Source organism: Streptomyces sp. 378 (assembly GCF_030124145.1).
In the GTDB taxonomy this organism is placed as follows: domain Bacteria; phylum Actinomycetota; class Actinomycetes; order Streptomycetales; family Streptomycetaceae; genus Streptomyces.
In genome coordinates, this window is record NZ_JASKMS010000017.1 from 44,841 (window position 1) to 65,311 (window position 20,471).

The following is a 20,471-nucleotide window of genomic DNA, read 5'->3' on the forward strand; positions in this document are numbered from 1 at the left end:
GTTGAACGGTGGACTGACATCTAACATTTCAATTCATGAAGGCCATCCGGCCCGTACCCCGCACCCTGCTCCGGGACCGGGCGTACGCGGCGATCAGGGACGCCATCGTGGCCGGAGAGATCGAACCCGGCGCAGTGGTGCGGGACGCCGAACTCGCCGAGCTGCTCGGCCTGTCCCGGGCGCCGGTGCGGGAGGCGTTCTCCCGCCTGGTGGACGAGGGGCTGCTGGAGAGCAAACCGCAGAGCTACACCCGCGTGACCCCGCTGGTGGCCGCCGACGTGCGGGACGCCGCCGCCGTGGTCGGAGCCCTGCACGAACTCGTGACGCGGGCCGCCGTGCCCCGGCTGGATGCCGCGGACATCGCCGCGATGCGCGCCGCCAACGAACGGTTCGCCGCTGCCGTGGGCGCCGGGGACGTCGACGCGGCGCTGCGTGCCGACGACGAACTGCACGACGTCCTCGTCCGCGTGAGCGGAAACCGCGCGGCCGCCGCGACCGTCGCCCGTTACACCCCGCTCATCCGCCGCCTGGAGCGACGGCGCTTCGGCGAGGGCGGCAGCTGCCGCTCGGCCGGGCTGCACGAGCGGCTGATCGACGCCTGCGCGGCCGGCGACGTGGCCGGGGCGGTCCACGTCACGGCGGAGATCTGGCGGGGGCTCGAAGAGCTCGCCGACTGAGACGGACCCGACTCAGGGAGGACCCATGTCCCTATCCGCGTACGAGCGTTACCCCCTGCTCTTCGGGCCCTCGCCCGTACACCCCCTGGAACGGCTCACCGCGCACCTCGGCGGCGCCTCCCTCTGGGCCAAGCGCGAGGACTGCAACTCCGGTGTGGCGTACGGCGGCAACAAGACCCGCAAACTGGAGTACCTGGTCGCCGACGCGCTCGCCCAGGGCTGCGACACGCTCGTGTCGATCGGCGGGGTGCAGTCCAACCACACCCGCCAGGTCGCGGCCGTCGCCGCCCGGGTCGGCCTCGCGTGCGTGCTCGTGCAGGAGAGCTGGGTGGACTGGCCCGACGCGGTGTACGACAAGGTCGGCAACATCCTGATCAGCCGGCTCGCCGGGGCCGATGTGCGGCTGGTGAGGGCCGGGTTCGGCATCGGCTTCAAGGAGAGCTGGGAGCAGGCGCTCAGGGAGGTCGAGGAGTCGGGCGGCAAGCCGTACGCCATCCCGGCCGGTGCCTCCGACCATCCGCTCGGCGGCCTCGGCTTCGCCGGGTGGGCCTACGAGGTCGCCGAACAGGAGCGGGAGCTGGGCGTCTTCTTCGACACCGTCGTGGTGTGCTCGGTGACCGGATCGACCCAGGCCGGCATGGTCGCCGGGTTCGCCGCGCTGGAGGAGGCGGGCGGGCGGCCCCGGCGTGTGCTCGGCATCGACGCCTCGGCGAAACCGGCCGCCACCCGCACCCAGATCGCCCGTATCGCCCACCGCACCGGGCGGCTGATCGGTGTGAAGCGCGAGCTGACCGAGTCCGACGTCGCACTCGACGAGCGGTACCACGCCGGTGTCTACGGCGTTCCCGACGAGACCACCCTGGCGGCGATGCGACTCGCGGCCAGGACGGAGGGAATGGTCACCGACCCCGTGTACGAGGGCAAGTCCATGGCCGGGATGACCGACCTGGTGGCGAGGGGCGAGATCGGCCGCGACGCCACGGTCCTCTACGCCCATCTGGGCGGTCAGCCGGCACTGAACGCCTACAGCGCGCTGTTCTGACCGCCGCTGCCTCGCCGCCCGCGGGCGGGCACGGGAATCATCCGGCGGGCCGTCGGGTTGTCGCGGGCATCCGACGTCCTGGAGGAGCCGCCATGTCCGACGAGCCGGCCGTTCGCCAACTGCGCCTGGTCGTGACCGCCGACGACTACGATGCCGCACTGCACTTCTACCGGGACGTGCTCGGTCTGGCAGAGCAGGCCGCGTTCGCGTCGGAGGACGGGCGGGTCACGATCCTCGACGCCGGGCGGGCCACCCTGGAGCTGACCGACCCGAACCACGCCGCGTTCATCGACGAGGTGGAGGTGGGGCGGCGGGTGGCCGGGCACATCCGGGTCGCCTTCCAGGTGGACGACTCCGTCGCCACCACGGCGAAGCTGGCGGCCGCCGGCGCCGAGGTCGTCGCCGAGCCGACCCGCACCCCGTGGAACTCCTTGAACTCCCGGCTCGAAGCCCCCGGTGCCCTTCAGCTGACGCTGTTCACCGAGATCGGCGACTGACGGGGGTGGTCGGTGCCGGGGCGAGGGGCCGGAGGGGGCGGTCGGCTGCGGGCGGCGTCTGGGGCGTCTGGTGGCGCTGGGTGGGGGCGCGCGTCTTGGCCTGATGCCGGGTGGGGGTCGGGGCCGCGCCGGGGGGTGTCCGTCCTCGGAACGGCGCGATGGGCCCTCATACCGACTGACTGGCGTTGACGCGCCAACCGCTGCGGGCGGACATCCCCCGACACGGCCCCTTCTCGCCGTACGCGGGTGCGGACCGGCGGGGGCCTCCGTCCGGCTGCCCCTGCCGGGCGGGCAGTGGCGCCGGATACAGTGCTGCGCGTGTGGACCGACAATCAGCGTGCCGAACGGCTTGACGGTGCCCGGCGCCGGGCCACGATCCACGACGTCGCACGCCTGGCCGGGGTGTCGCGCCAGACGGTCTCCCGGGCGGTCAACGACAAGGGCGAGATCGATCCCGGCACCAAGGAGCGCGTCCTGGAGGCGGCGCGGCTCCTGGACTACCGGCCGAGCCGTTTCGCCCGCGGACTCGTCCAGAAGGGCGCGGTGACGGCCGGCCTGGTCATCCCGGACCTGCGCAACCCGTTCTTCCCCGAAGTGGCCGCCGGGGTGCTGGAGGCGGCCGAGCAGCGTGGCTGGCAGGTCGTCGTGTGGGACTCCCGGATCGACGAGGCCAGGGAGCGGGAAGCGCTCGACGTGCTCTCCCACCAGGCGGACGCGGTCGTCGGCTACTTCAAGGACCCGGACGACGTGCTCGCCCGGCACCTCGGGGGCGTTCCGCTGGTGCTGCTGGAGCGCGGACCGCGGCAGACCCGGTTCGCGGCCGTGGGCATCGACGCCACCACCGGCGTCGAACAGGGCATGAACCATCTGTTCCGCGCCGGGCACCGCAGGATCGGCATGCTGGACGGCGTGCACGGCCCCGGCCCCCGCAGACAGGCCTTCCTGGAGCAGGCCCGGCGGCTCGGACTGCCCGTCGACGAGGACTGGGTCGTGACGTGCCCCGAGCACAGCGTGGTGGGCGGCGAGGCCGGCTTGGACCGGTTGCTGACCGCGCGGCCCGGGATCACCGCGGTCTTCGGCTTCAACGACCTGATCGCGGTCGGGGCGACGCGTGCCGCCCGTCGCCGTGGCCGGAGCGTCCCGCAGGATCTGGCCGTGCTCGGTTTCGACGGCCTCTCCCTGGGCGAGTTGGTCGAACCCGCCCTGACCACCCTGCACATCGACAAGCGGCAGTTGGGACGGCTGGCCGTGGAGCAGGTGGCCCGGCTGCGCGCGGGTGAGGAGCCACTGCGGGGCGCCGACGCGTGGGTGACGCCCGAACTCGTGATCCGCGACTCCGCCTGATTCCGGCCGGTCCGGTGCCCGCCGTCTCGGTAGGGTGCGCGGAGAGTCCCCGTTCGTGAGGAGTGGTCGCGTGGTGCGGGTCAGGCCCATGCGGGCGGATGCCCGGCGTAACCACGAGCGGTTGCTGAGGGTGGCCGTGGAGGCGTTCGCCGAGCACGGGGAGGGGGCCTCGCTCGACGACATCGCCAAGCGTGCCGGGGTCGGCTCCGGCACGCTCTACCGGCACTTCCCGACCCGGCGGGCGCTGCTGGAGGCCGCGTACCTGGACCGGATCGAGGCGATCGCGGCCCGGGCCGGTGTGCTCGCCGCCGAACGGTCACCGGGCGAGGCGCTGGGGGAGTGGCTGTACGAGCTGGGCGCCGGGATGATCCGGATGCGCGGGCTGAAGGCGCTGCTGGGTCCGGCCGTCACGGACTCCGGGTCCCTCGTGAACACGGCCTGCGGCGACCCGGTCAAGGCCGCGGCGGGGCGGCTGGTGCGGGCGGCGCAGGAGGAGGGCACGCTGCGGCGGGACGTCGACCCGATCGATGTGCTGAGGCTGGCGCACGGGGTGGCGACGGCGTCGGAACTGGCGGACGGGGAGGACCGGCACATCCGGCGGTATCTGACGCTGCTGATGGAGGGACTGGGGCGTCGCTGATCCCGCGAGCCGGACGCCCCCCGGAGAGGGGGCGTCCCGGGAGGCCGGTGCGGTGCTTACAGGGCCTGCGCCGCCGGCTTCACCATCCCCCTCACCGTGCGGGACTTCACGAAGTCGCCCATGGCCGTCATGTCCCACTCGCCGGAGAACTGGCGGATCAGCTTGGCCATCAGGACGCCGGTCTGGGGCTCGGCGCCGGTGAGGTCGAAGCGGACCAGTTCCTCGCCGGTCGTGCCGTCCAGGAGGCGGCAGTAGGCCTTGGCGACCTCCGTGAACTTCTGGCCGGAGAAGGAGTTGACCGTGAAGACCAGGCCCGTGACCTCCTGGGGCAGTCGGCCGAGGTCGACCGTGATGACCTCGTCGTCGCCGCCGCCCTCGCCCGTGAGGTTGTCGCCGGAGTGCCGGATCGCGCCGCCCACGATCTGCAGCTTGCCGAAGTAGCAGCTGTCGATGTGGTTGCGCTGTGGCCCGTAGGCGATGACCGAGGCGTCCAGGTCGATGTCCTTGCCGCGGTACGCGGGCTCCCAGCCGAGTCCCATCTTGACCGAGGAGAGCAGGGGGCGGCCGCCCTTGATCAGGGAGACGGTCTGGTTCTTCTGGAGACTGACGCGGCCCTTGTCGAGGTTGATCTTCCCGGCGCCGGGGGCGGGCGGCGGAGGCGTGGCCGGGGCGGCCGGGGGCGCGGCGGGAGCGGAGCGGGGCGGGGCGGGCGGCTGCACCGGGGCCGGCGGCGGGGTCATCGGCTGGGCCGGGGCGGCGGCCGGTTCCTCCACCGTGACGCCGAAGTCCGTGGCGATGCCCGCGAGGCCGTTGGAGTATCCCTGGCCGACGGCCCGGGCCTTCCACTGGCCGTTGCGCAGGTAGACCTCCACGATCACCAGGGCCGTCTCGTCACCGAGCTGCGGGGGCGTGAAGGACGCCAGGACGGAGTTGTCGTCCGCGTTGCGGATCGTGGCCGTCGGTTCGATGCCCCGGAAGGTCTGGCCCGCGGCGTCCGGGCTGGCCGTGACGACGATCTTCTCGATGCCGGGCGGCACGGCGGTCGTGTCGACCACGATCGCGTCGGGCGCACCGCCGCCGCCCGAGCGGTAGGTCACGCCCGCGCCCGAGGGCTGGTTGTAGAAGATGAAGTCGTCGTCGGAGCGCACCTTGCCGTCGGCGGTGAGCAGCAGGCCCGATACGTCGAGCCGCTCCGGGGCGGTGACGTCCACCGTCACGCGGGCGGCGGACAGGGGGATGTTCGAGCCGGGGGTCATAGCTGTCATGCCGGGTGAACGAGCGAGGTGGTTTTGCCGTTCCCTTACCTTGGGGCCAATCGGGTCAGCGGCGATTGCGGGGGTGGTCCCGGGCGGCGCGTTCGTTGCCCCGCTTGTAGTTGCCGGTCCAGCGGGCCATGACGAGCTGTGGGTCGGAGGTCTCGACCTCGGCGAGGAACTGTGCGGCCCGGGGGCCGTTCAGCAGGGTGGCGGGGCGGCCGTGGTGGGTGATGCGGACGGTTCCGGCCGCGTGCTGCTCGTAGGCGAATCCCTGGGGTCGTGGCATGGCGTGAGCGTACGGGGGCGAGGGCGGGCGTCCCACCGGATTTCGCCCGCCCTCGCGCCTGCGCGGTGGCCCGTCGCCCTACGGCACGACCACGATCTTGCGGCCGACCCCGGAGGCGAACTGCTCCAGCGCCTCGGGGTACCGCTCCAGCGGGATCCGGTCGCTGATGAAGACCTCCGGGTCGAGGACGCCGTTCGCGAAGAGTTCCGCCGCGCGCTCGAAGCTGTGCAGGACGGCCATCGAACCCGTGATGGTGATCTCCTGGTTGTAGATGCGGTACGGGTCGATCGTGACGCGGGTCGCGTAGTCCGCCACCCCGAACTGCAGGAACGTGCCCGCCTTGGCCACCCGGTCCAGGCCGTCCTGGATCGCCGCCGCGTTGCCCGTGGCGTCGACGACCAGGTCCCAGCCCTGCGGGCGGTCCAGTTCGTCGGGGTTCGCCGCGGACGCCGAGACGCCGAGGCGGCGGGCCGTCTCCAACCGGGCGGGGTTCACATCGACCATGTCCACGCTCGCCGCGCCGGTGCGCTTGGCCAGCTCCAGCATCATCAGGCCCATCGTGCCGGAGCCGTAGATCAGGACGTGGGCGCCGAGGCGCGACTGGAGGACGTCGTAGCCGCGGACCGCGCAGGACAGCGGCTCCACGAGAGCGGCGTCCTCGGTGCGGACGTGGTCGGGGAGCTTGACGCAGTTCGCCACGGGGGCGACCGCGTACCGTGCCGCTCCTCCGGCGGTCGTGACGCCGATCGCCGCCCAGCGTTCGCAGAGGTTGTTGTGCCCGGTGCGGCAGTAACGGCACTCGAAGCAGTACAGGGACGGGTCGACGGCGACCCGGTCGCCCACCGCCACCTCGGTGACCTGCGTGCCGACCCCGACCACCGCGCCCGCGAACTCGTGCCCGGGCACGATCGGCAGCTTCGGGGCGAACTCGCCCTGGAGGATGTGGAGATCGGTTCCGCACAGGCCGCAGGCCGCGACCTCGACCACGACGTCGCGCGGTCCTGGCGTCGGGTCCGGGACCTCGGTGACGACGGCCCTGCCCACGGACTCGATGACGGCGGCCTTCATTTCACGGCTCCCAACGACAGACCCTGGACCAGCTTGTCCTGGGCGGCGAACCCCGCGGCGAGCACCGGCAGGGAGATGACGAGCGACGCGGCGCACACCTTCGCCAGGAACAGGCCCTGGCTGGTGATGAAGCCGGTCAGGAAGACGGGGGCGGTCTCGGCGACCACACCGGTCAGCACCCGGGCGAACAGCAGCTCGTTCCAGCTGAAGATGAAGCAGATCAGGGCGGTGGCGGCGATGCCGGGGAGGGAGATCGGTGCGACCACGCGCGCGAGGACCGTCGGCAGCCGTGCTCCGTCCACCCGGGCCGCCTCGATCACCGCGACCGGGATCTCGGCGAGGAACGACTGCATCATCCACACCGCGATCGGCAGGTTCATGGAGGTGTAGAGGATGACCAGCAGCCAGATGTTGTCGAGCATCCCGGTGTTCTTGGCGAACAGGTAGATCGGCAGCAGGCCGGCCACCACGGGCAGCATCTTCGTGGAGAGGAAGAAGAACAGCACGTCCGTCCACTTGCGGACGCGGTTGATGGACAGCGCGTACGCCGCCGGGAAGGCCAGCAGCAGGACCAGCAGTGTCGAGGCCACGGACGCGACCAGGGAGTTGATCAGGGCCGGCCAGGGGCTGGCGCCGCCGCCCGCGCCGAAGAACTCGCGGTAGCCGTCCAGGGTCAGCGAAGCCGCGAAGGACGGCGGGTTGGTCGCCGCGTCCGCCTCCGAGTGCAAGGACGTCAGTGCCATCCACGCGATGGGCAGGAAGAACGCGATGCCGAGCAGCCAGGCCAGCAGGCCCAGGCCCGCTCCCTTGCCACGGACACGGCGGGCACGCGGTGCGGTGGTGCTCATGCGCGGGACACCTCCTCGCGGAACAGGGACGACACCACGCGCAGGGCGAAGGTCGCGATGACGATCGAGCCGATGACCACCAGGACGCCCGCGGCCGAGGCGAGTCCGTTCTCATGGGCCTGGTAGAAGCTCTGGTAGACGGTGTAGGGGAGGTTGGCGGTGCCCAGGCCGCCGGACGTGATCGTGAAGACCGCGTCGAAGTTCTGGACGATGTAGATCGAGCCCAGCAGGGCGCCCAGCTCGAGGTAGCGGCGCAGGTGGGGGAGCGTCAGATGGACGAAGATCTGCCAGTCGCTCGCGCCGTCGACCCGGGCCGCCTCGATCTGCTCGTGGTCCCGGCTCTGCAGGCCGGCGAGCAGGATCAGCATCATGAACGGCGTCCACTGCCACACGAGGGAGGCCTCGACGGCGAGCAGCGGGGTGGTGGAGATCCAGTCGGGCTGTGGGCCGCCCACATAGTGCAACAACCCGTTCAACAGGCCGTATTCAGGGTTGTAGAGCACATGCTTCCAGAGCAGGGCCGCCGCGACGGGCACCACCAGGAAGGGCGCGATCAGCAGGGTCCGTACGAGGCCCCGGCCGCGGAACCTCCGGTCCAGCAGCAGGGCCAGGACGAGTCCGATGACCAGGCTGGCCAGGACCACCGCCACCGTGAGCAGCACGGTCGTCCACACCGACTGGCGCAGGCCCGGATCGGTGAGGACCTCCCGGTAGTTGTCGACGCCGGTGAAGCGGCGGGCGTCGGGATAGAGGGAGTTCCAGTCGAAGAACGAGATCACCAGCGTGGCCACGAAGGGCAGCTGGGTGACGACGATCATGAAGATCAGGGCGGGCAGCAGCGGGGCGCGGGTCGCCCAGGCACGCAGCCGGGTGGAGGGGCGGCGGACCGGGGTGTGCAGCTCTGGTGCGGCCACGGGAGCCGTCGTGGTGGCGGTCATCGTCCCTCGTACTCCTCGGAGATCTTCTCGGCGAGCGCTTGCGACTTCCTCAGGGCCTCCTCGACGGACTGTCGTCCGGCGATGGCCGCGCTGATCTCCTGGGAGACCTTGGTGCCGAGGTCCGTGAACTCGGGGATGCCGACGAACTGGATGCCGGGGGCGGGCCGCGGCTGCACGCCGGGGTCGTTCGGCCGGGCCTTCTCGATGGCCTCCTTGGTCATCTCCTGGAAGGCACCGGCCTCCTTGCGGTAGTCGGGGTGGGCGTAGGTCGACGCCCGCTTGCCGGCCGGGACGTCGGACCAGCCGGAGGTGTCGCCGACCAGTTCCTCGTAGCCCTTGCCGGACGCCCAGGAGACGAACTTCCAGGCGTCGTCCGGGTTGCGGGAGGCCTTCTGGATGCCCCAGGCCCAGGTGTAGAGCCAGCCGGAGGACTTCGTCTTCTCGACGGGGGCGGGGGCGTAGCCGATCTTGCCCTTGACGGGGGAGTTCGCCGCCTCCAGGGAACCGGCCGCGGAGGTGGCGTCGTACCACATCGCGACCTTGCCCTGGGTCATGTTGTTCAGGCACTCGGCGAAGCCGGACTGGGCGGCGCCGGACTCGCCGTGCTCGCGCACCAGGTCGACATAGAACTGCGTCGCCTTCTCGAAGGCGGGGGAGTCGAGCCGGGCCTTCCAGTCCTTGTCGAACCAGGTGCCGCCGAAGGTGTTCACGACCGTGGTGAGCGGGGCCATCACCTCGCCCCAGCCGGGCAGGCCGCGCAGGCAGATGCCCTTCATGCCGGGCTCGGCGCCGTCCGCCTTCGCCGCGAGGTCCGCCACCTGCCGCCAGGTGGGGTGCGCGGGCATCGTCAGGCCCTTCTTCCCGAACACGTCCTTGCGGTACATCAGGAACGACGACTCGCCGTAGAAGGGCTGGCCGTAGAGCTTGCCGTCGTCGGCGGTGAGGGACTGGCGCATCGGCTTCAGGATGTCCTGCTCGTCGTAGGCCGGGTCCTCGGCGACGTAGCCGTTCATCTCGTGCAGCCAGCCGTTGCGGGCGTAGATCGGTATCTCGTAGTTGGACAGCGTGGCGACGTCGTACTGCCCGGCCTGGTTGGCGAAGTCCTGGCTGATCTTGTCGCGGACGTCGTTCTCGGGCAGGACCGTGAAGTTGACCTCGATGCCCGTCTCCTCGGTGAAGTGGGCGCGGGTCAGCTTCTGCAACTCGACCATCTGCGGGTTGTTGACCATGAGGACGTTGATGGCGTCGCCGCCGGAACCGGTCCCGCCCGCGCCGACCCAGCAGCCGGACAGCAGCGGGGCGAGCAGCGTCCCTGCGGCGGCCAGGGCGAGCGTGGCTCGCGGTGGCCGTCGTCGGCTCTGGGTTCGCATGGATCGCTCCTGGATGTATGGGGAGATAAGGGGCAACGCAAGGCGTGGGGGCGCCCTGGGAGGTCGTGGGGCCGATATGGGTCAGACTCGGATGACCTGCGGTCCGAGCAGCGAGTAGCGGTGGGCCTCGGCGGTCGGCAGCAGGGTGCTCGTCACGATCGCCTCCAGCGCGGCGACCTCGGCGAACCGGCAGAAGCTGACCGCCCCGAACTTGGTGTGCACGCCCGCGAAGACCACACGGCGGGCCGCCCGGATCGCCTGGGCCTTGACCTCGCTGACGGCCGGGTCGGGGGTGGTGAGGCCGTGTTCGCGGGAGATGCCGTTGGCGCCGATGAAGGCGAGGTCGACGACGAAGCCGGACAGCATCTTCGTCGTCCAGTGGTCGACGGTGGCGAGGGTGCCGCGCCGCACCCGGCCGCCGAGCAGCAGCACCGAGATGTGCTCGACCTCGGCGAGGAGGCCCGCGACCGGCAGGGACGCGGTGACCACGGTCAGCGGGCGGTCCCGGGGGAACGCCTCGGCGATGAGCTGGGGGGTGTAACCCTCGTCGACGAAGACGGTCTCCGCGTCACCGAGCAGCTCCGCCGCGGCGGCCGCGACCCGGCGCTTCTCGGGGACGTGGCTGGTGGCGCGGAAGGCGAGCGTCGTCTCGAAGCCGGCGCTCTCCACGGGGTAGGCGCCGCCGTGGGTGCGGCGCAGCAGGCCGTGGTCCTCCAGGACGCGCAGGTCCCGCCGCACGGTCTCCTTGGCCACGCCCAGCTCGGTGGCGAGGACGGTGACGTCGACCGTTCCGTCACGTCGTGCGGCCAGCACGATCGCGCGCCGGCGTTCTTCCGCCGTACTGGTACTCATGCCGACACGTGCCTTCCGCTCTGCTGCCCGTTCGGGCCCTGTGCGGCCCATGGGGGAAGTTCTACAGCGGGCGTGCGGCACTGACCAGGCCTGTTGGGGAATCGATGCTGCCCGGTTGTGCCCGTTCGATACGGGGTGTGCCCGTCAAGGACCTGCGTCGGGGCCCCTCGGGAGGTGGGATCGGGCAGCGGTGGTGCCCGAACAGGGCGGCGGGCGGGCCCGTTCGGTGCCCGCCCGCCCGCGTGACGACTTCTCCGGTCAGTACGGCCAGATCGGCGGGTCCGTCACGAAGTGGCCGCCCAGATAGGCGTGCGCCTCGTTCTCCGGGTCCAGCCCGCCCTGCTCGGCGATGAGCTTCTCGGCGAACGGCTCGGAGTCGTCCTGCGGCTCGTAGCCGAGCGCCCGGGCGCTGCTGAGGTCCCACCACAGCCGGGTGTTGGCGGAGGAGCCGTGGACGACGGTGTGGCCGACGTGCTCGGCGGTCAGCGCCGCGTGGAGGAGGCGGGCGCCGTCGGCGGGGCTCATCCACACCGAGAGCATGCGCACGCTGGTCGGCTCGGGGAAGCAGGAGCCGATGCGCACCGAGACCGTCTCCAGGCCGTGCTTGTCCCAGTAGAACTGCGCGAGGTCCTCGCCGAAGCACTTGGACAGGCCGTAGAAGGTGTCCGGGCGGCGTGGGGTGTCGACCGGGATGAGCGCGCCCGGATCGAGGGGTGCGTCGCCCCGGGGGCGCGGGGTGTAACCGACGGCGTGGTTGGAGGAGGCGAAGACGATTCGGCCCACGCCCTCCTCGCGGGCGGCCTCGTACAGGTGGTAGGTGCCCTCGATGTTCGCCTTGAGGATCTTCTCGAATGGGGCTTCCAGGGAGATGCCCGCGAGATGGATGATCGCGTCGACACCCCGGACCGCCTCGCGTACGGCGTCCCGGTCGGCGAGGTCGGCGGTGATCGCCTCGGGTGCGCCCTCGATCGGGCGCATGTCCAGCAGGCGCAGGTCGTAGCCGTAGTCCGGGAGCAGGTCCCGCATCAGGGTGCCGAGGCCACCGGCGGCGCCGGTGAGCAGGACGGTGCGGGGAGCGGGCATCCTCGGATCTCCTTGATCGCCGACCATGCATATGAGCGCACGGCATTCATATGCATGGACACGCTAAGGATCAGGGGCGGAGCCCGTCAAGTAGGTCGTGGAGAGGGGAATTCGCAGGTGCGTCGCGGGTGGGCGCGCTTGACCGGCCCCGCGGCGGCGCCTTAGCGTGGACTGGTTCAGAAATATAGACGCCAATCATGAATATGGAACCGGGAGAGCTCGTGACGTCAGCCCCTCTCGCCGCTCGACTCGCCATCCCCAGCGGACCGCTGTTCTTCCCGGTCACCGCCTTCGCACCCGACGGCTCCGTGGACCTCGACACCTACCGCGCGCACGTCCGCCGCGGGGTGGAGGCCGGGGCCGCCGCCGTGTTCGCCTGCTGCGGCACCGGTGAGTTCCACGCACTGACGCCCGAGGAGTTCGAGGCCTGCGTACGGGCCGCCGTCGAGGCCGCCGACGGTCGCGTGCCGGTCGTCGCGGGCGCCGGGTACGGCACCGCGCTCGCCGTGCGCTACGCCCGCCTCGCCGAGGCCGCCGGCGCGGACGGCCTGCTCGCCATGCCGCCCTACCTCGTCGTCGCCGGGCAGGAGGGGCTGCTGCGGCACTACCGGGAGGTGGCCGCCGCGACCCCCCTGCCGGTCATCGTCTACCAGCGCGACAACGCCGTGTTCACCCCGGAGACGGTCGTCGGACTCGCCCGCACGGACGGGATCATCGGCCTCAAGGACGGGCTCGGCGATCTCGACCTCATGCAGCGCGTCGTCAGCGCCGTCCGCACCGCAACCTCTGGCGACTTCCTCTACTTCAACGGCCTGCCGACCGCCGAACAGACCCAGCTCGCCTACCGCGCCCTCGGTGTGACGCTCTACTCGTCCGCCGTCTTCTGCTTCGCGCCGGAGATCGCCCTCGCCTTCCACCGGGCCCTCGGCACCGGTGACGACACCACCGTGCGCAGACTGCTGGACGGCTTCTACGGTCCGTTCGTCGAACTGCGCGCCCAAGGCCGCGGATACGCCGTCGCGCTGGTCAAGGCCGGGGTACGGCTGCGCGGCCTCGACGTCGGGGAGGTGCGGCCCCCGCTGCACGAGCCGGCCGGGGATCATGTCAAGCAGCTCGCCGAACTGATCGAGCGGGGCTACGCGCTGCTGGAGGAGACCAAGTGAAGGCGTCGGCGTTCGTCTACCCCTGGGACGTCAACGGGGACCCGGAGGCACCCGCGCGCATCGCCGCGCTCGGCGTGCGGCAGGTGACGCTCGCCGCCGCCTACCACTCCACGCGCGCCCTCACGCCCCGCCACCCGCGCCACCGCATCGTCACCGCAGAGCACGCCGCCGTGCTGTACCCGGCGGACGACCGCTGGGCCGGGCGCGAGCTGCGCCCCTACGCGGCCGGCGCCTGGGCCCCCGGCGACGCCTTCGGCGAGGCCGCCGGCGCGCTCACCGAGGCCGGTCTGCGGGTGCACACCTGGGTCGTCCTGGCGCACAACTCCCGCCTCGGCGCCGAACACCCGGACACCTCGGTCGTCAACGCCTACGGCGACCGCTACCCCTGGGCGCCGTGCATCGCGCAGCCCGCCACCCGCGCGTACCTGACCGACCTGGCGGCCGAGGCGGCGGTCCGGCCCGGGGCGCGCGGCACCGAACTGGAGTCCCTCGGCTGGTACGGACTGCAGCATCTGCACGCCCACGACAAGACCGGCGGCATCGGCCTCGGGGACGCCGGGCAATACCTGATGGGGCTGTGCTTCTGCCCGTCCTGCCGGGAGGGCTACGGCCGGCACGGCCTGGACGCCGACGAACTGGCGGCCGCCGTACGGACCGCTCTGGAGCCGGTCTGGCAGGGTGCCGGCTCCGACGGAGGCTGGACGGGCGTCGAGAAGCTCCTCGGTGACACCCTCGCGAACATCACGCGCGCGTACCGCGACGACACCGCCCGCACCCTCCAGGAGCAGGCCGTCGCGGCGGTCCGCGCGGCGGCACCCGAGGGCTTCCAGGTGCTGCTGCACGCGGATCCGGTATCGTACCACGTCGGCGCCAATCCCGGGGTCGACCCGGCGCACATCCTGTCCGTCGCGGACGGTGTGGTCGTGCCCTGTGCGGGCGGCACCGGCACGCTGACACCGTTCGCACGGCAGGACCGCCGGGGCGCCGTCATCGCGGCCAACTTCACCGTCGTCTCGGGGATGGGCGGCAACCCGGGCACCCTCGCCGCCGACGCGGCCGGGGCACGGGAACTCGGCGCCACCGAACTGCGGCTCTATCACGCGGGGTTGGCGTCCGACGACGACCTGGAGGCGGTCCGCTCCGCCCTCGCCGGCCTCTGACACAGCGCGGCCGCCGTCACCAGCAGGGCCGCGCCCAGGGCCACCAGCACCAGCCGGTGGCTCACCAGCTCGACCAGGGCCGCCCCGGCGGCCAGCCCCACCACGTTCGGTGCGTACACCAGGGTGTGGGCGGTGGCCGTGACCCGGCCCAGCAGCGCACCCGGCGTCTCGTGCTGCACGGAGGTCAGCGCGGCGATCAGCACGGCGGGCAGCCCCATGCCGATCGCCGCGCCGCACACCAGCGCGACCGGGTCGGACGGCACCGCCCGCAGGGCCACGGCGACGGCCAGCAGGGCGATCCCCCACGCCGCGAAACGCCGAGCGCCCAGGTGGCGCAGGGCGGAGCCGGAGAGCAGGCCGACCGCGACCGAACCGGTGCCCTGCACGGCGTACAGCACGCCGGTGTACGCGGGGGAGTGCCCGAGGGCGTCGACGACGGCGTACACCATCGCCCCGTTCAGGCCGGCGCAGAGCATGGCGGTGCCGCCCGCCAGGACCAGGGGGCGCAGCACGGGGTGTGCCCACAGGTGCCGGACGCCCTCGGCGGCCCGCCGCCGAGGGCGTCCGGTGGGCGGCGCGGGCTCGTCCTCCCGTACGCGCACGGCCGCGTACAGGGCCGTGGCCAGCACGAACGTCGCCGCGTCCAGGAGGGCGACACTCGCGCCGCCGTACGCCGCGCAGAGGCCCGCGCCCGCCAGTGGGGCCAGGAGTTTCATACTCTCCGTGGCGGTCATGCGCAGGCCGTTGAAGTCGCCCAGCAGGGCCGGGTCGACCGCCGTCGCCACCAGCGCCGACCCGGCCGCGTCGTGGACGACGCCCACCGCCCCGTATACGAACAGCACCGCGTACAGCAGCCACAGGTCGCCCGGGGTGTCGACCCCCACGAGGGTGAGCAGCAGGGTGGCCAGGAGCAGGTTCCCCCCGATCAGCAGGGGCTTGCGGCGGACCCGGTCGGCGAGCGTGCCCAGCAGTGGTCCGGCGAGGGCCGGCAGCCACAGGGCGAGCACGCACAGCGCGGCCAGGCCGTCCGAGCCGGTCAGGTCCTTGACCCACACTCCGGACGCCAGCCACAGGGCCGACGTGCCGAAGCCGGAGACCACCACGCCGCACAGGTACAGCCCGGCGTCGCGGTCGCGCAGGACGCGCACGAGGGGCCGGATCGTCTTGGTCGTCATGCCTGACCACCGTGCGGCTGAGACCCCGGGCGGCGGATCGGGCAGATTCCCCGGAAAAGGCCCGGACGAGCGATGACTTTCCCGCCCGGGGTCGGTCTACCTCCCGAGACCACACTCCGGAGGAGCACCCATGACCGACACCACCGGGACGACCGGTACGCCCCTCGACCTCGGACCCCAGACGGAGGTCCTGGCCCGGCTCGTCGCCGGCGTCACCGACGATCAGCCGGCCGACCCGACGCCCTGCCCGAAGTACGAGGTGCGCCACCTGCTCGGCCATCTGGTGGGACTGACCACCGCCTTCCGTGACGCGGCCCGCAAGGACCTCGGCGCCACGACCGACACCAGCCCGGACTCCGCGCTGCCGGACATCGCGCCCGGCTGGCGTGAGGACCTGCCCAAGGTCCTCGCCGAACTGGCCGAGGCCTGGCGCGACCCGGCCGCCTGGACCGGCATGACCCGGGCCGGAGGCGTCGACCTTCCCGGCGAGATCGCCGGCCTCGTCGCCACCGACGAACTGGTCATTCACGGCTGGGACCTGGCCCGCGCCACCGGCCAGTCGTACCACCCCGACCCGGCCGCACTCCGGGTCTGCCACGACTTCCTCGCCGCGTCCGTCGACGACCCCGGGCGCGGCGCCATCTTCGGCCCGGTCGTCACCGTCGACGCGGACGCGTCCCTGCTGGACCGGGCGGTCGGACTGAGCGGCCGGGACCCGGGGTGGACACGCACGCCGTAGCCGGGCCGGACTGCCGCGATCCCGGGCCTGCGGCGAGGCGGGGGGTGTGATGCGGCACCCCGGCGTTCCGGCTGCCCGGGTGAAACCGGAGGTGCCCGGGGCGGGTGGTGCACAGCCTCTCGCCATGTCCCTCACCCCTGACCGTCCTCGGGACGGCTTCTCCGCATCCGCGGCCCCACCGTCCCTGCTCCGGCTACCTGCTGCGCGGCGGCGGGACAGAGGTGTGGGTGGACGCCGGGCCGGGGACCTTCGCGGAGTTGCAGCGGCACACCGATCCGGCACACCTCACCGCCGTATGGATCTCGCACCTGCACGCCGACCACTGCTCCGATCTGCTGTCCGCGGTGTACGGCCTCGAGTACGACGGGCTCACCCCGGCCGCGCCCGTGCCGGTGTACGCCCCGGCCGGGTGCGTTCAGCGTCTCGCCGGGTTCTTCGGACGGCCCGCCGCCGGTTTCCCGGACGGCGTCCTGGCCTTCCGGACCTTGCACGACGGCCACGTGGCCCGGCACGGCGGCCTCGCCCTCACCGCACACGCCGTCACCCACGACGCCGAGTCGTACGGGCTGCGGGCCGAGGCCGGCGGGCGGGTCCTCGCCTACTCCGGTGACAGCGGCCCCTGCCCCGCCCCGGACGAACTCGCCCGCGACTCCGACCTGTTCCTGTGCGAGGGCGGACATCGACACGCATCGCGAAGGCGAACAGGTGCATCTCACTCCCGAGGGCGCCGGTGCCGTCGCCCGCCGGGCGGGGGTACGGGAGTTGCTCGTCACGCACGTCGGTCCCACGGTCACCCCCGAGGCCGCGACCGCACGCGCCGCCGTCGCCTTCGGCGGCCCCACCGACACCGCCCATCCCGGTGCCACCAGGGGCGTGGAGCGGCACCACGGCTTCTTCGTCGAAAGCATTGACGAAACACACGCGCCCTCCTACCGTCATCGCGTCGTACTTCGTACGTCATATATGAGACGCGATACGCGAGATCCGATACGCGATCCACCGAGACGCGAGATCCGAGAGGCGCGCATGACCTCTGTGCCCACGCCGATCCCCTCCCGCACGCAGTACGTGCTGGAGGGGATCAAACACCGCATCCTCACCGGGCAGTTGACGCCCGGGCAGGCGCTCGTCGAGACCGAGCTCGCCGCGCAGTTCGGGGTGTCCAAGACCCCCGTGCGGGAGGCGCTCAAGACCCTCGCCGGGACCGGGCTGGTCGTGATGAACCAGTACAAGGGCGTCACGGTGCGCATGGTGGACGCGGACATGGCGCGCGAGGTCTACGACGTGCGGCTGCTGCTGGAGCCCGAGGCTCTGAAGCGGGCCGTGCGGCGCGGTGCCTCCCTGGACGCCGCTCGGGACGCCCTGACCCGGGCCGACGTCGCCACCGACACCGCCGAACGCTCCCTGGCCAACCGGGAGTTCCACCGTGCCCTGTACCTGCCGTGCGGCAACCCGCTGCTCGGCCGAATGCTCGACGAGGTGCGTGACCAGGCCGCCCTCGTCTCGGCCGTCGCCTGGGCCGCCTCACCCTCCTGGGAGCGGGAGGCCGGCGAGCACCGGGAGATCCTGCGGCTCGCCCTCGACGGCGACGCCGACGGCGCGGCGCGTGCCCTGCACGTCCACATCGCCTCCTTCGTGCAGCGCGCCTTCCCCCAGGCGGCACGGGAACAGGAAGGTCAGCAATGAGCAGCGTGGCGTTCGAGACCCAGCGGGCGGCCCTGGCCGACGTGGTGGCGATCCCGGTGACCCCGTTCGCCGAGGACGGCTCCGTCGAGCAGGGCACCTACCGGGCTCTGCTGCGCCGTCTGCTCGACGGCGGCATCACGACCCTCACCCCCAACGGCAACACCGGCGAGTTCTATGCCCTCACTCCCGAGGAGCGCCGGCTCGTCACCGAACTGACCGTCGACGAGGCCGGAACGCGGGCCGCGATCCTCGTCGGCGTCGGGCACGACGTCCCGACCGCCGTCGCCTCCGCGCGGCACGCCCGGGACCTCGGCGCCCAGATGGTGATGGTCCACCAGCCCGTCCACCCGTACGTCTCCCAGGCGGGCTGGGTCGACTACCACCGGGCCGTCGCCGAGGCCGTGCCCGAGCTGGGCGTCGTCCCGTACATCCGCAACGCGCAGCTCTCGGGCGCCCGGCTGGCCGAACTCGCCGACGTCTGCCCGAACGTCATCGGCGTGAAGTACGCCGTCCCGGACGCGGCCGGGTTCGCCGGGTTCGCCCGGGACGCGGGTCTCGAGCGGTTCGTGTGGGTGGCCGGGCTCGCCGAGCCGTACGCGCCCTCCTACTTCTCCGCCGGTGCCACCGGCTTCACCTCGGGACTGGTGAACGTGGCCCCGGCCGTCTCCCTGAACATGCTGGAGGCGCTGCGCTCCGGCGACTACCCGGCCGCCATGAAGGTGTGGGAGCAGATCCGCCGCTTCGAGGAACTGCGCGCGGCCAACGGTTCCGCGAACAACGTCACCGTCGTCAAGGAGGCCCTCGCCTCCCTCGGGCTGTGCCGCCGCGAGGTCCGCCCGCCGAGCCGCACCCTCGGGGAGGACGAGCGCGCCGCGGTCGCCGCGATCGCCGCGGGGTGGTCGATATGAGCACACCGAAGAAGCGTCCGGAGGACCTGCGCAGCCACCAGTGGTACGGCACCGAGGGGTTGCGTACCTTCAGTCACCGTGCCCGCACCCGCCAGCTCGGCTACCTGCCCGAGGAGCACCTCGGCAAGCCGGTCATCGCGATCCTCAACACCTGGTCGGACATCAATCCCTGCCATGTGCACCTCAGGGACCGCGCCCAGGCGGTCAAGCGCGGTGTCTGGCAGGCGGGCGGTTTCCCGCTGGAGTTCCCGGTCTCGACCCTGAGTGAGACCTTCCAGAAGCCGACCCCCATGCTCTACCGCAACCTGCTCGCCATGGAGACGGAGGAGCTGCTGCGGTCGTACCCGGTCGACGGGGCCGTGCTGATGGGCGGCTGCGACAAGTCGACGCCCGCCCTGCTCATGGGCGCGGCGAGCGCGGACCTGCCGGCGGTGTTCGTGCCGGCCGGGCCGATGCTGCCGGGCCACTGGCGGGGCGAGACCCTCGGCTCCGGTACCGACATGTGGAAGTACTGGGACGACAAGCGGGCCGGGGTCATCGGCGACTGCGAGATGCAGGAGCTGGAGAGCGGCCTCGCCCGCTCGCCCGGCCACTGCATGACGATGGGCACGGCCTCCACGCTGACCGCCGCCGCCGAGGCGCTCGGTGTCACGGTCCCGGGCGCCTCCAGCATCCCGGCCGTCGACTCCGGGCACGACCGGATGGCCGCCAGGGCGGGCATGACGATCGTCGAACTGGTCCACAAGGACCGCAAGCCGAGCGACATCCTCACCGCCGAGGCCTTCCACGACGCCGTGACGACCGTGCTCGGACTCGGCGGCTCCACCAACGCCGTGATCCACCTGATCGCCATGGCCGGCCGCGCGGGCGTCCGGCTCACCCTCGACGACTTCGACCGCATCGCCCGCACGGTGCCGGTGCTGGCCAACGTACGGCCCGGCGGACAGACGTACCTGATGGAGGACTTCCACTTCGCGGGCGGCCTGCCCGGGTTCCTCTCCCGGATCACGGACCTGCTCCACCTCGACCGCCCGACCGTCTCGTACGACACGCTGCGGGAGCAGCTCGCCGGCGCCCAGGTGCACAACGACGACGTCATCCGGACCCGGGACAACCCGGTCGCCGCCGAGGGTGGGGTCGCGGTGCTGCGCGGCAACCTCTGCCCGGACGGCGCCGTCATCAAGCACATCTCCGCCGAGCAGCACCTGCTCAAGCACACCGGACCCGCCGTCGTCTTCGACGACTACAGGACGATGCAGCGCACCATCAACGACCCGGCGCTCGGCATCACCCCCGACCACGTGCTCGTGCTGCGGGGCGCCGGCCCCAAGGGCGGCCCGGGCATGCCCGAGTACGGCATGCTGCCCCTGCCCGACTACCTGCTCAAGCAGGGCGTCCGGGACATGGTCCGCATTTCCGACGCCCGGATGAGCGGCACGAGTTACGGCACCTGTGTGCTGCACGTCGCTCCCGAGTCGCATGTGGGCGGACCGCTCGCCCTCGTGCGCACCGGCGACTCCATCACCCTCGATGTCGCGGCCCGCACCCTCCATCTCCATGTGGACGACGAGGAGCTGGACCGGCGCAGGGCGGACTGGACGCCCCCGCCCACCCGCTACGAGCGCGGATACGGCGCGCTCTACGACGAGCAGATCACGCAGGCCGACACCGGCTGCGACTTCGAGTTCCTGGCTCGCCCGGGCACGGTGCGGGACCCGTACGCGGGCTGAACCACCGCA

General features: G+C 72.2%; 20 protein-coding genes and 1 pseudogene. 12 read left to right on the top strand and 9 right to left on the bottom strand.

Going from position 1 to position 20,471, the window contains the following annotated elements:
• Positions 1-35 precede the first annotated feature (35 nt).
• The 5 genes from QNO09_RS22590 (at position 36) to QNO09_RS22610 (ending at position 4,200) form a co-directional block, all read left to right on the top strand.
• Complete coding sequence (locus tag QNO09_RS22590) at positions 36-677, top strand: GntR family transcriptional regulator (RefSeq protein ID WP_283972056.1); 642 nt, start codon at positions 36-38, stop codon at positions 675-677.
• 25 nt (positions 678-702) lie between these two features.
• Positions 703-1,719 (top strand): 1-aminocyclopropane-1-carboxylate deaminase, encoded by a 1,017-nt coding sequence (locus tag QNO09_RS22595; RefSeq protein ID WP_283972057.1) that lies wholly within the window; start codon positions 703-705, stop codon positions 1,717-1,719.
• A gap of 92 nt (positions 1,720-1,811) precedes the next feature.
• Positions 1,812-2,216 carry a VOC family protein gene (locus QNO09_RS22600; protein ID WP_283972058.1) on the top strand — a complete coding sequence of 135 codons (405 nt, stop codon included), beginning with the start codon at positions 1,812-1,814 and terminating at the stop codon, positions 2,214-2,216.
• Between the two features lie 318 nt (positions 2,217-2,534).
• Positions 2,535-3,560, top strand: a complete 1,026-nt coding sequence (locus tag QNO09_RS22605; RefSeq protein WP_283972059.1) for a LacI family DNA-binding transcriptional regulator — start codon at positions 2,535-2,537, stop codon at positions 3,558-3,560.
• A gap of 70 nt (positions 3,561-3,630) precedes the next feature.
• Entirely contained in the window at positions 3,631-4,200 is a 570-nt protein-coding gene (locus QNO09_RS22610; RefSeq protein ID WP_283972060.1) for a TetR/AcrR family transcriptional regulator, read from the top strand.
• Positions 4,201-4,256: 56 nt separating this feature from the next.
• On the opposite strand, the gene QNO09_RS22615 is transcribed toward QNO09_RS22610, so the two are convergent.
• From QNO09_RS22615 to QNO09_RS22650, 8 genes are all read right to left on the bottom strand, one after another.
• The gene (locus QNO09_RS22615; RefSeq protein WP_283972183.1) at positions 4,257-5,456 is read right to left on the bottom strand and encodes a TerD family protein; all 1,200 of its coding nucleotides are present in this window, start codon (positions 5,454-5,456) and stop codon (positions 4,257-4,259) included.
• Positions 5,457-5,520: 64 nt separating this feature from the next.
• On the bottom strand, positions 5,521-5,742 hold the full coding sequence (locus tag QNO09_RS22620; RefSeq protein WP_283972061.1) for a hypothetical protein: 222 nt from the start codon (positions 5,740-5,742) through the stop codon (positions 5,521-5,523).
• Between the two features lie 78 nt (positions 5,743-5,820).
• A complete protein-coding gene (locus QNO09_RS22625; protein ID WP_283972062.1) occupies positions 5,821-6,810 on the bottom strand; it encodes a zinc-dependent alcohol dehydrogenase family protein in 990 nt (329 codons plus the stop codon).
• Positions 6,807-7,658, bottom strand: a complete 852-nt coding sequence (locus tag QNO09_RS22630) for a carbohydrate ABC transporter permease (protein ID WP_283972063.1) — start codon at positions 7,656-7,658, stop codon at positions 6,807-6,809. The genes QNO09_RS22625 and QNO09_RS22630 overlap by 4 nt, the downstream gene beginning before the upstream one ends.
• Positions 7,655-8,596 (bottom strand): carbohydrate ABC transporter permease, encoded by a 942-nt coding sequence (locus tag QNO09_RS22635; RefSeq protein ID WP_283972064.1) that lies wholly within the window; start codon positions 8,594-8,596, stop codon positions 7,655-7,657. The genes QNO09_RS22630 and QNO09_RS22635 overlap by 4 nt, the downstream gene beginning before the upstream one ends.
• Positions 8,593-9,966 carry an ABC transporter substrate-binding protein gene (locus QNO09_RS22640; protein WP_283972065.1) on the bottom strand — a complete coding sequence of 458 codons (1,374 nt, stop codon included), beginning with the start codon at positions 9,964-9,966 and terminating at the stop codon, positions 8,593-8,595. The genes QNO09_RS22635 and QNO09_RS22640 overlap by 4 nt, the downstream gene beginning before the upstream one ends.
• 81 nt (positions 9,967-10,047) lie before the next feature.
• A complete protein-coding gene (locus QNO09_RS22645) occupies positions 10,048-10,818 on the bottom strand; it encodes a DeoR/GlpR family DNA-binding transcription regulator (protein WP_283972066.1) in 771 nt (256 codons plus the stop codon).
• 258 nt (positions 10,819-11,076) lie between these two features.
• Positions 11,077-11,901 carry an NAD-dependent epimerase/dehydratase family protein gene (locus QNO09_RS22650; protein WP_283972067.1) on the bottom strand — a complete coding sequence of 275 codons (825 nt, stop codon included), beginning with the start codon at positions 11,899-11,901 and terminating at the stop codon, positions 11,077-11,079.
• 221 nt (positions 11,902-12,122) lie between these two features.
• Here QNO09_RS22650 and QNO09_RS22655 point away from each other — a divergent pair, with 221 nt between their 5' ends.
• Together QNO09_RS22655 and QNO09_RS22660 are read left to right on the top strand one after the other, a co-directional pair.
• Positions 12,123-13,064: a 5-dehydro-4-deoxyglucarate dehydratase gene (locus QNO09_RS22655; protein WP_283972068.1), complete on the top strand. Its 942-nt coding sequence runs from the start codon at positions 12,123-12,125 to the stop codon at positions 13,062-13,064.
• Entirely contained in the window at positions 13,061-14,224 is a 1,164-nt protein-coding gene (locus tag QNO09_RS22660) for a hypothetical protein (protein WP_283972069.1), read from the top strand. The genes QNO09_RS22655 and QNO09_RS22660 overlap by 4 nt, the downstream gene beginning before the upstream one ends.
• On the opposite strand, the gene QNO09_RS22665 is transcribed toward QNO09_RS22660, so the two are convergent.
• Entirely contained in the window at positions 14,161-15,399 is a 1,239-nt protein-coding gene (locus tag QNO09_RS22665) for an MFS transporter (protein WP_283972070.1), read from the bottom strand. The genes QNO09_RS22660 and QNO09_RS22665 overlap by 64 nt on opposite strands.
• A 130-nt stretch (positions 15,400-15,529) precedes the next feature.
• Between QNO09_RS22665 and QNO09_RS22670 the strand changes: the two genes are divergently transcribed.
• The 5 genes and pseudogenes from QNO09_RS22670 to araD all read left to right on the top strand — a co-directional run bounded on the left by QNO09_RS22670 (position 15,530) and on the right by araD (position 20,462).
• Positions 15,530-16,138 (top strand): TIGR03086 family metal-binding protein, encoded by a 609-nt coding sequence (locus tag QNO09_RS22670; protein ID WP_283972071.1) that lies wholly within the window; start codon positions 15,530-15,532, stop codon positions 16,136-16,138.
• A gap of 104 nt (positions 16,139-16,242) precedes the next feature.
• Positions 16,243-17,008, top strand: a pseudogene (locus QNO09_RS22675) (MBL fold metallo-hydrolase); the annotation flags it as partial.
• A gap of 156 nt (positions 17,009-17,164) precedes the next feature.
• Complete coding sequence (locus QNO09_RS22680; protein WP_283972184.1) at positions 17,165-17,824, top strand: GntR family transcriptional regulator; 660 nt, start codon at positions 17,165-17,167, stop codon at positions 17,822-17,824.
• On the top strand, positions 17,821-18,732 hold the full coding sequence (locus QNO09_RS22685; RefSeq protein ID WP_283972072.1) for a dihydrodipicolinate synthase family protein: 912 nt from the start codon (positions 17,821-17,823) through the stop codon (positions 18,730-18,732). The genes QNO09_RS22680 and QNO09_RS22685 overlap by 4 nt, the downstream gene beginning before the upstream one ends.
• Positions 18,729-20,462 (top strand): L-arabinonate dehydratase, encoded by a 1,734-nt coding sequence (araD, locus tag QNO09_RS22690; protein ID WP_283972073.1) that lies wholly within the window; start codon positions 18,729-18,731, stop codon positions 20,460-20,462. The genes QNO09_RS22685 and araD overlap by 4 nt, the downstream gene beginning before the upstream one ends.
• Positions 20,463-20,471: the final 9 nt, after the last annotated feature.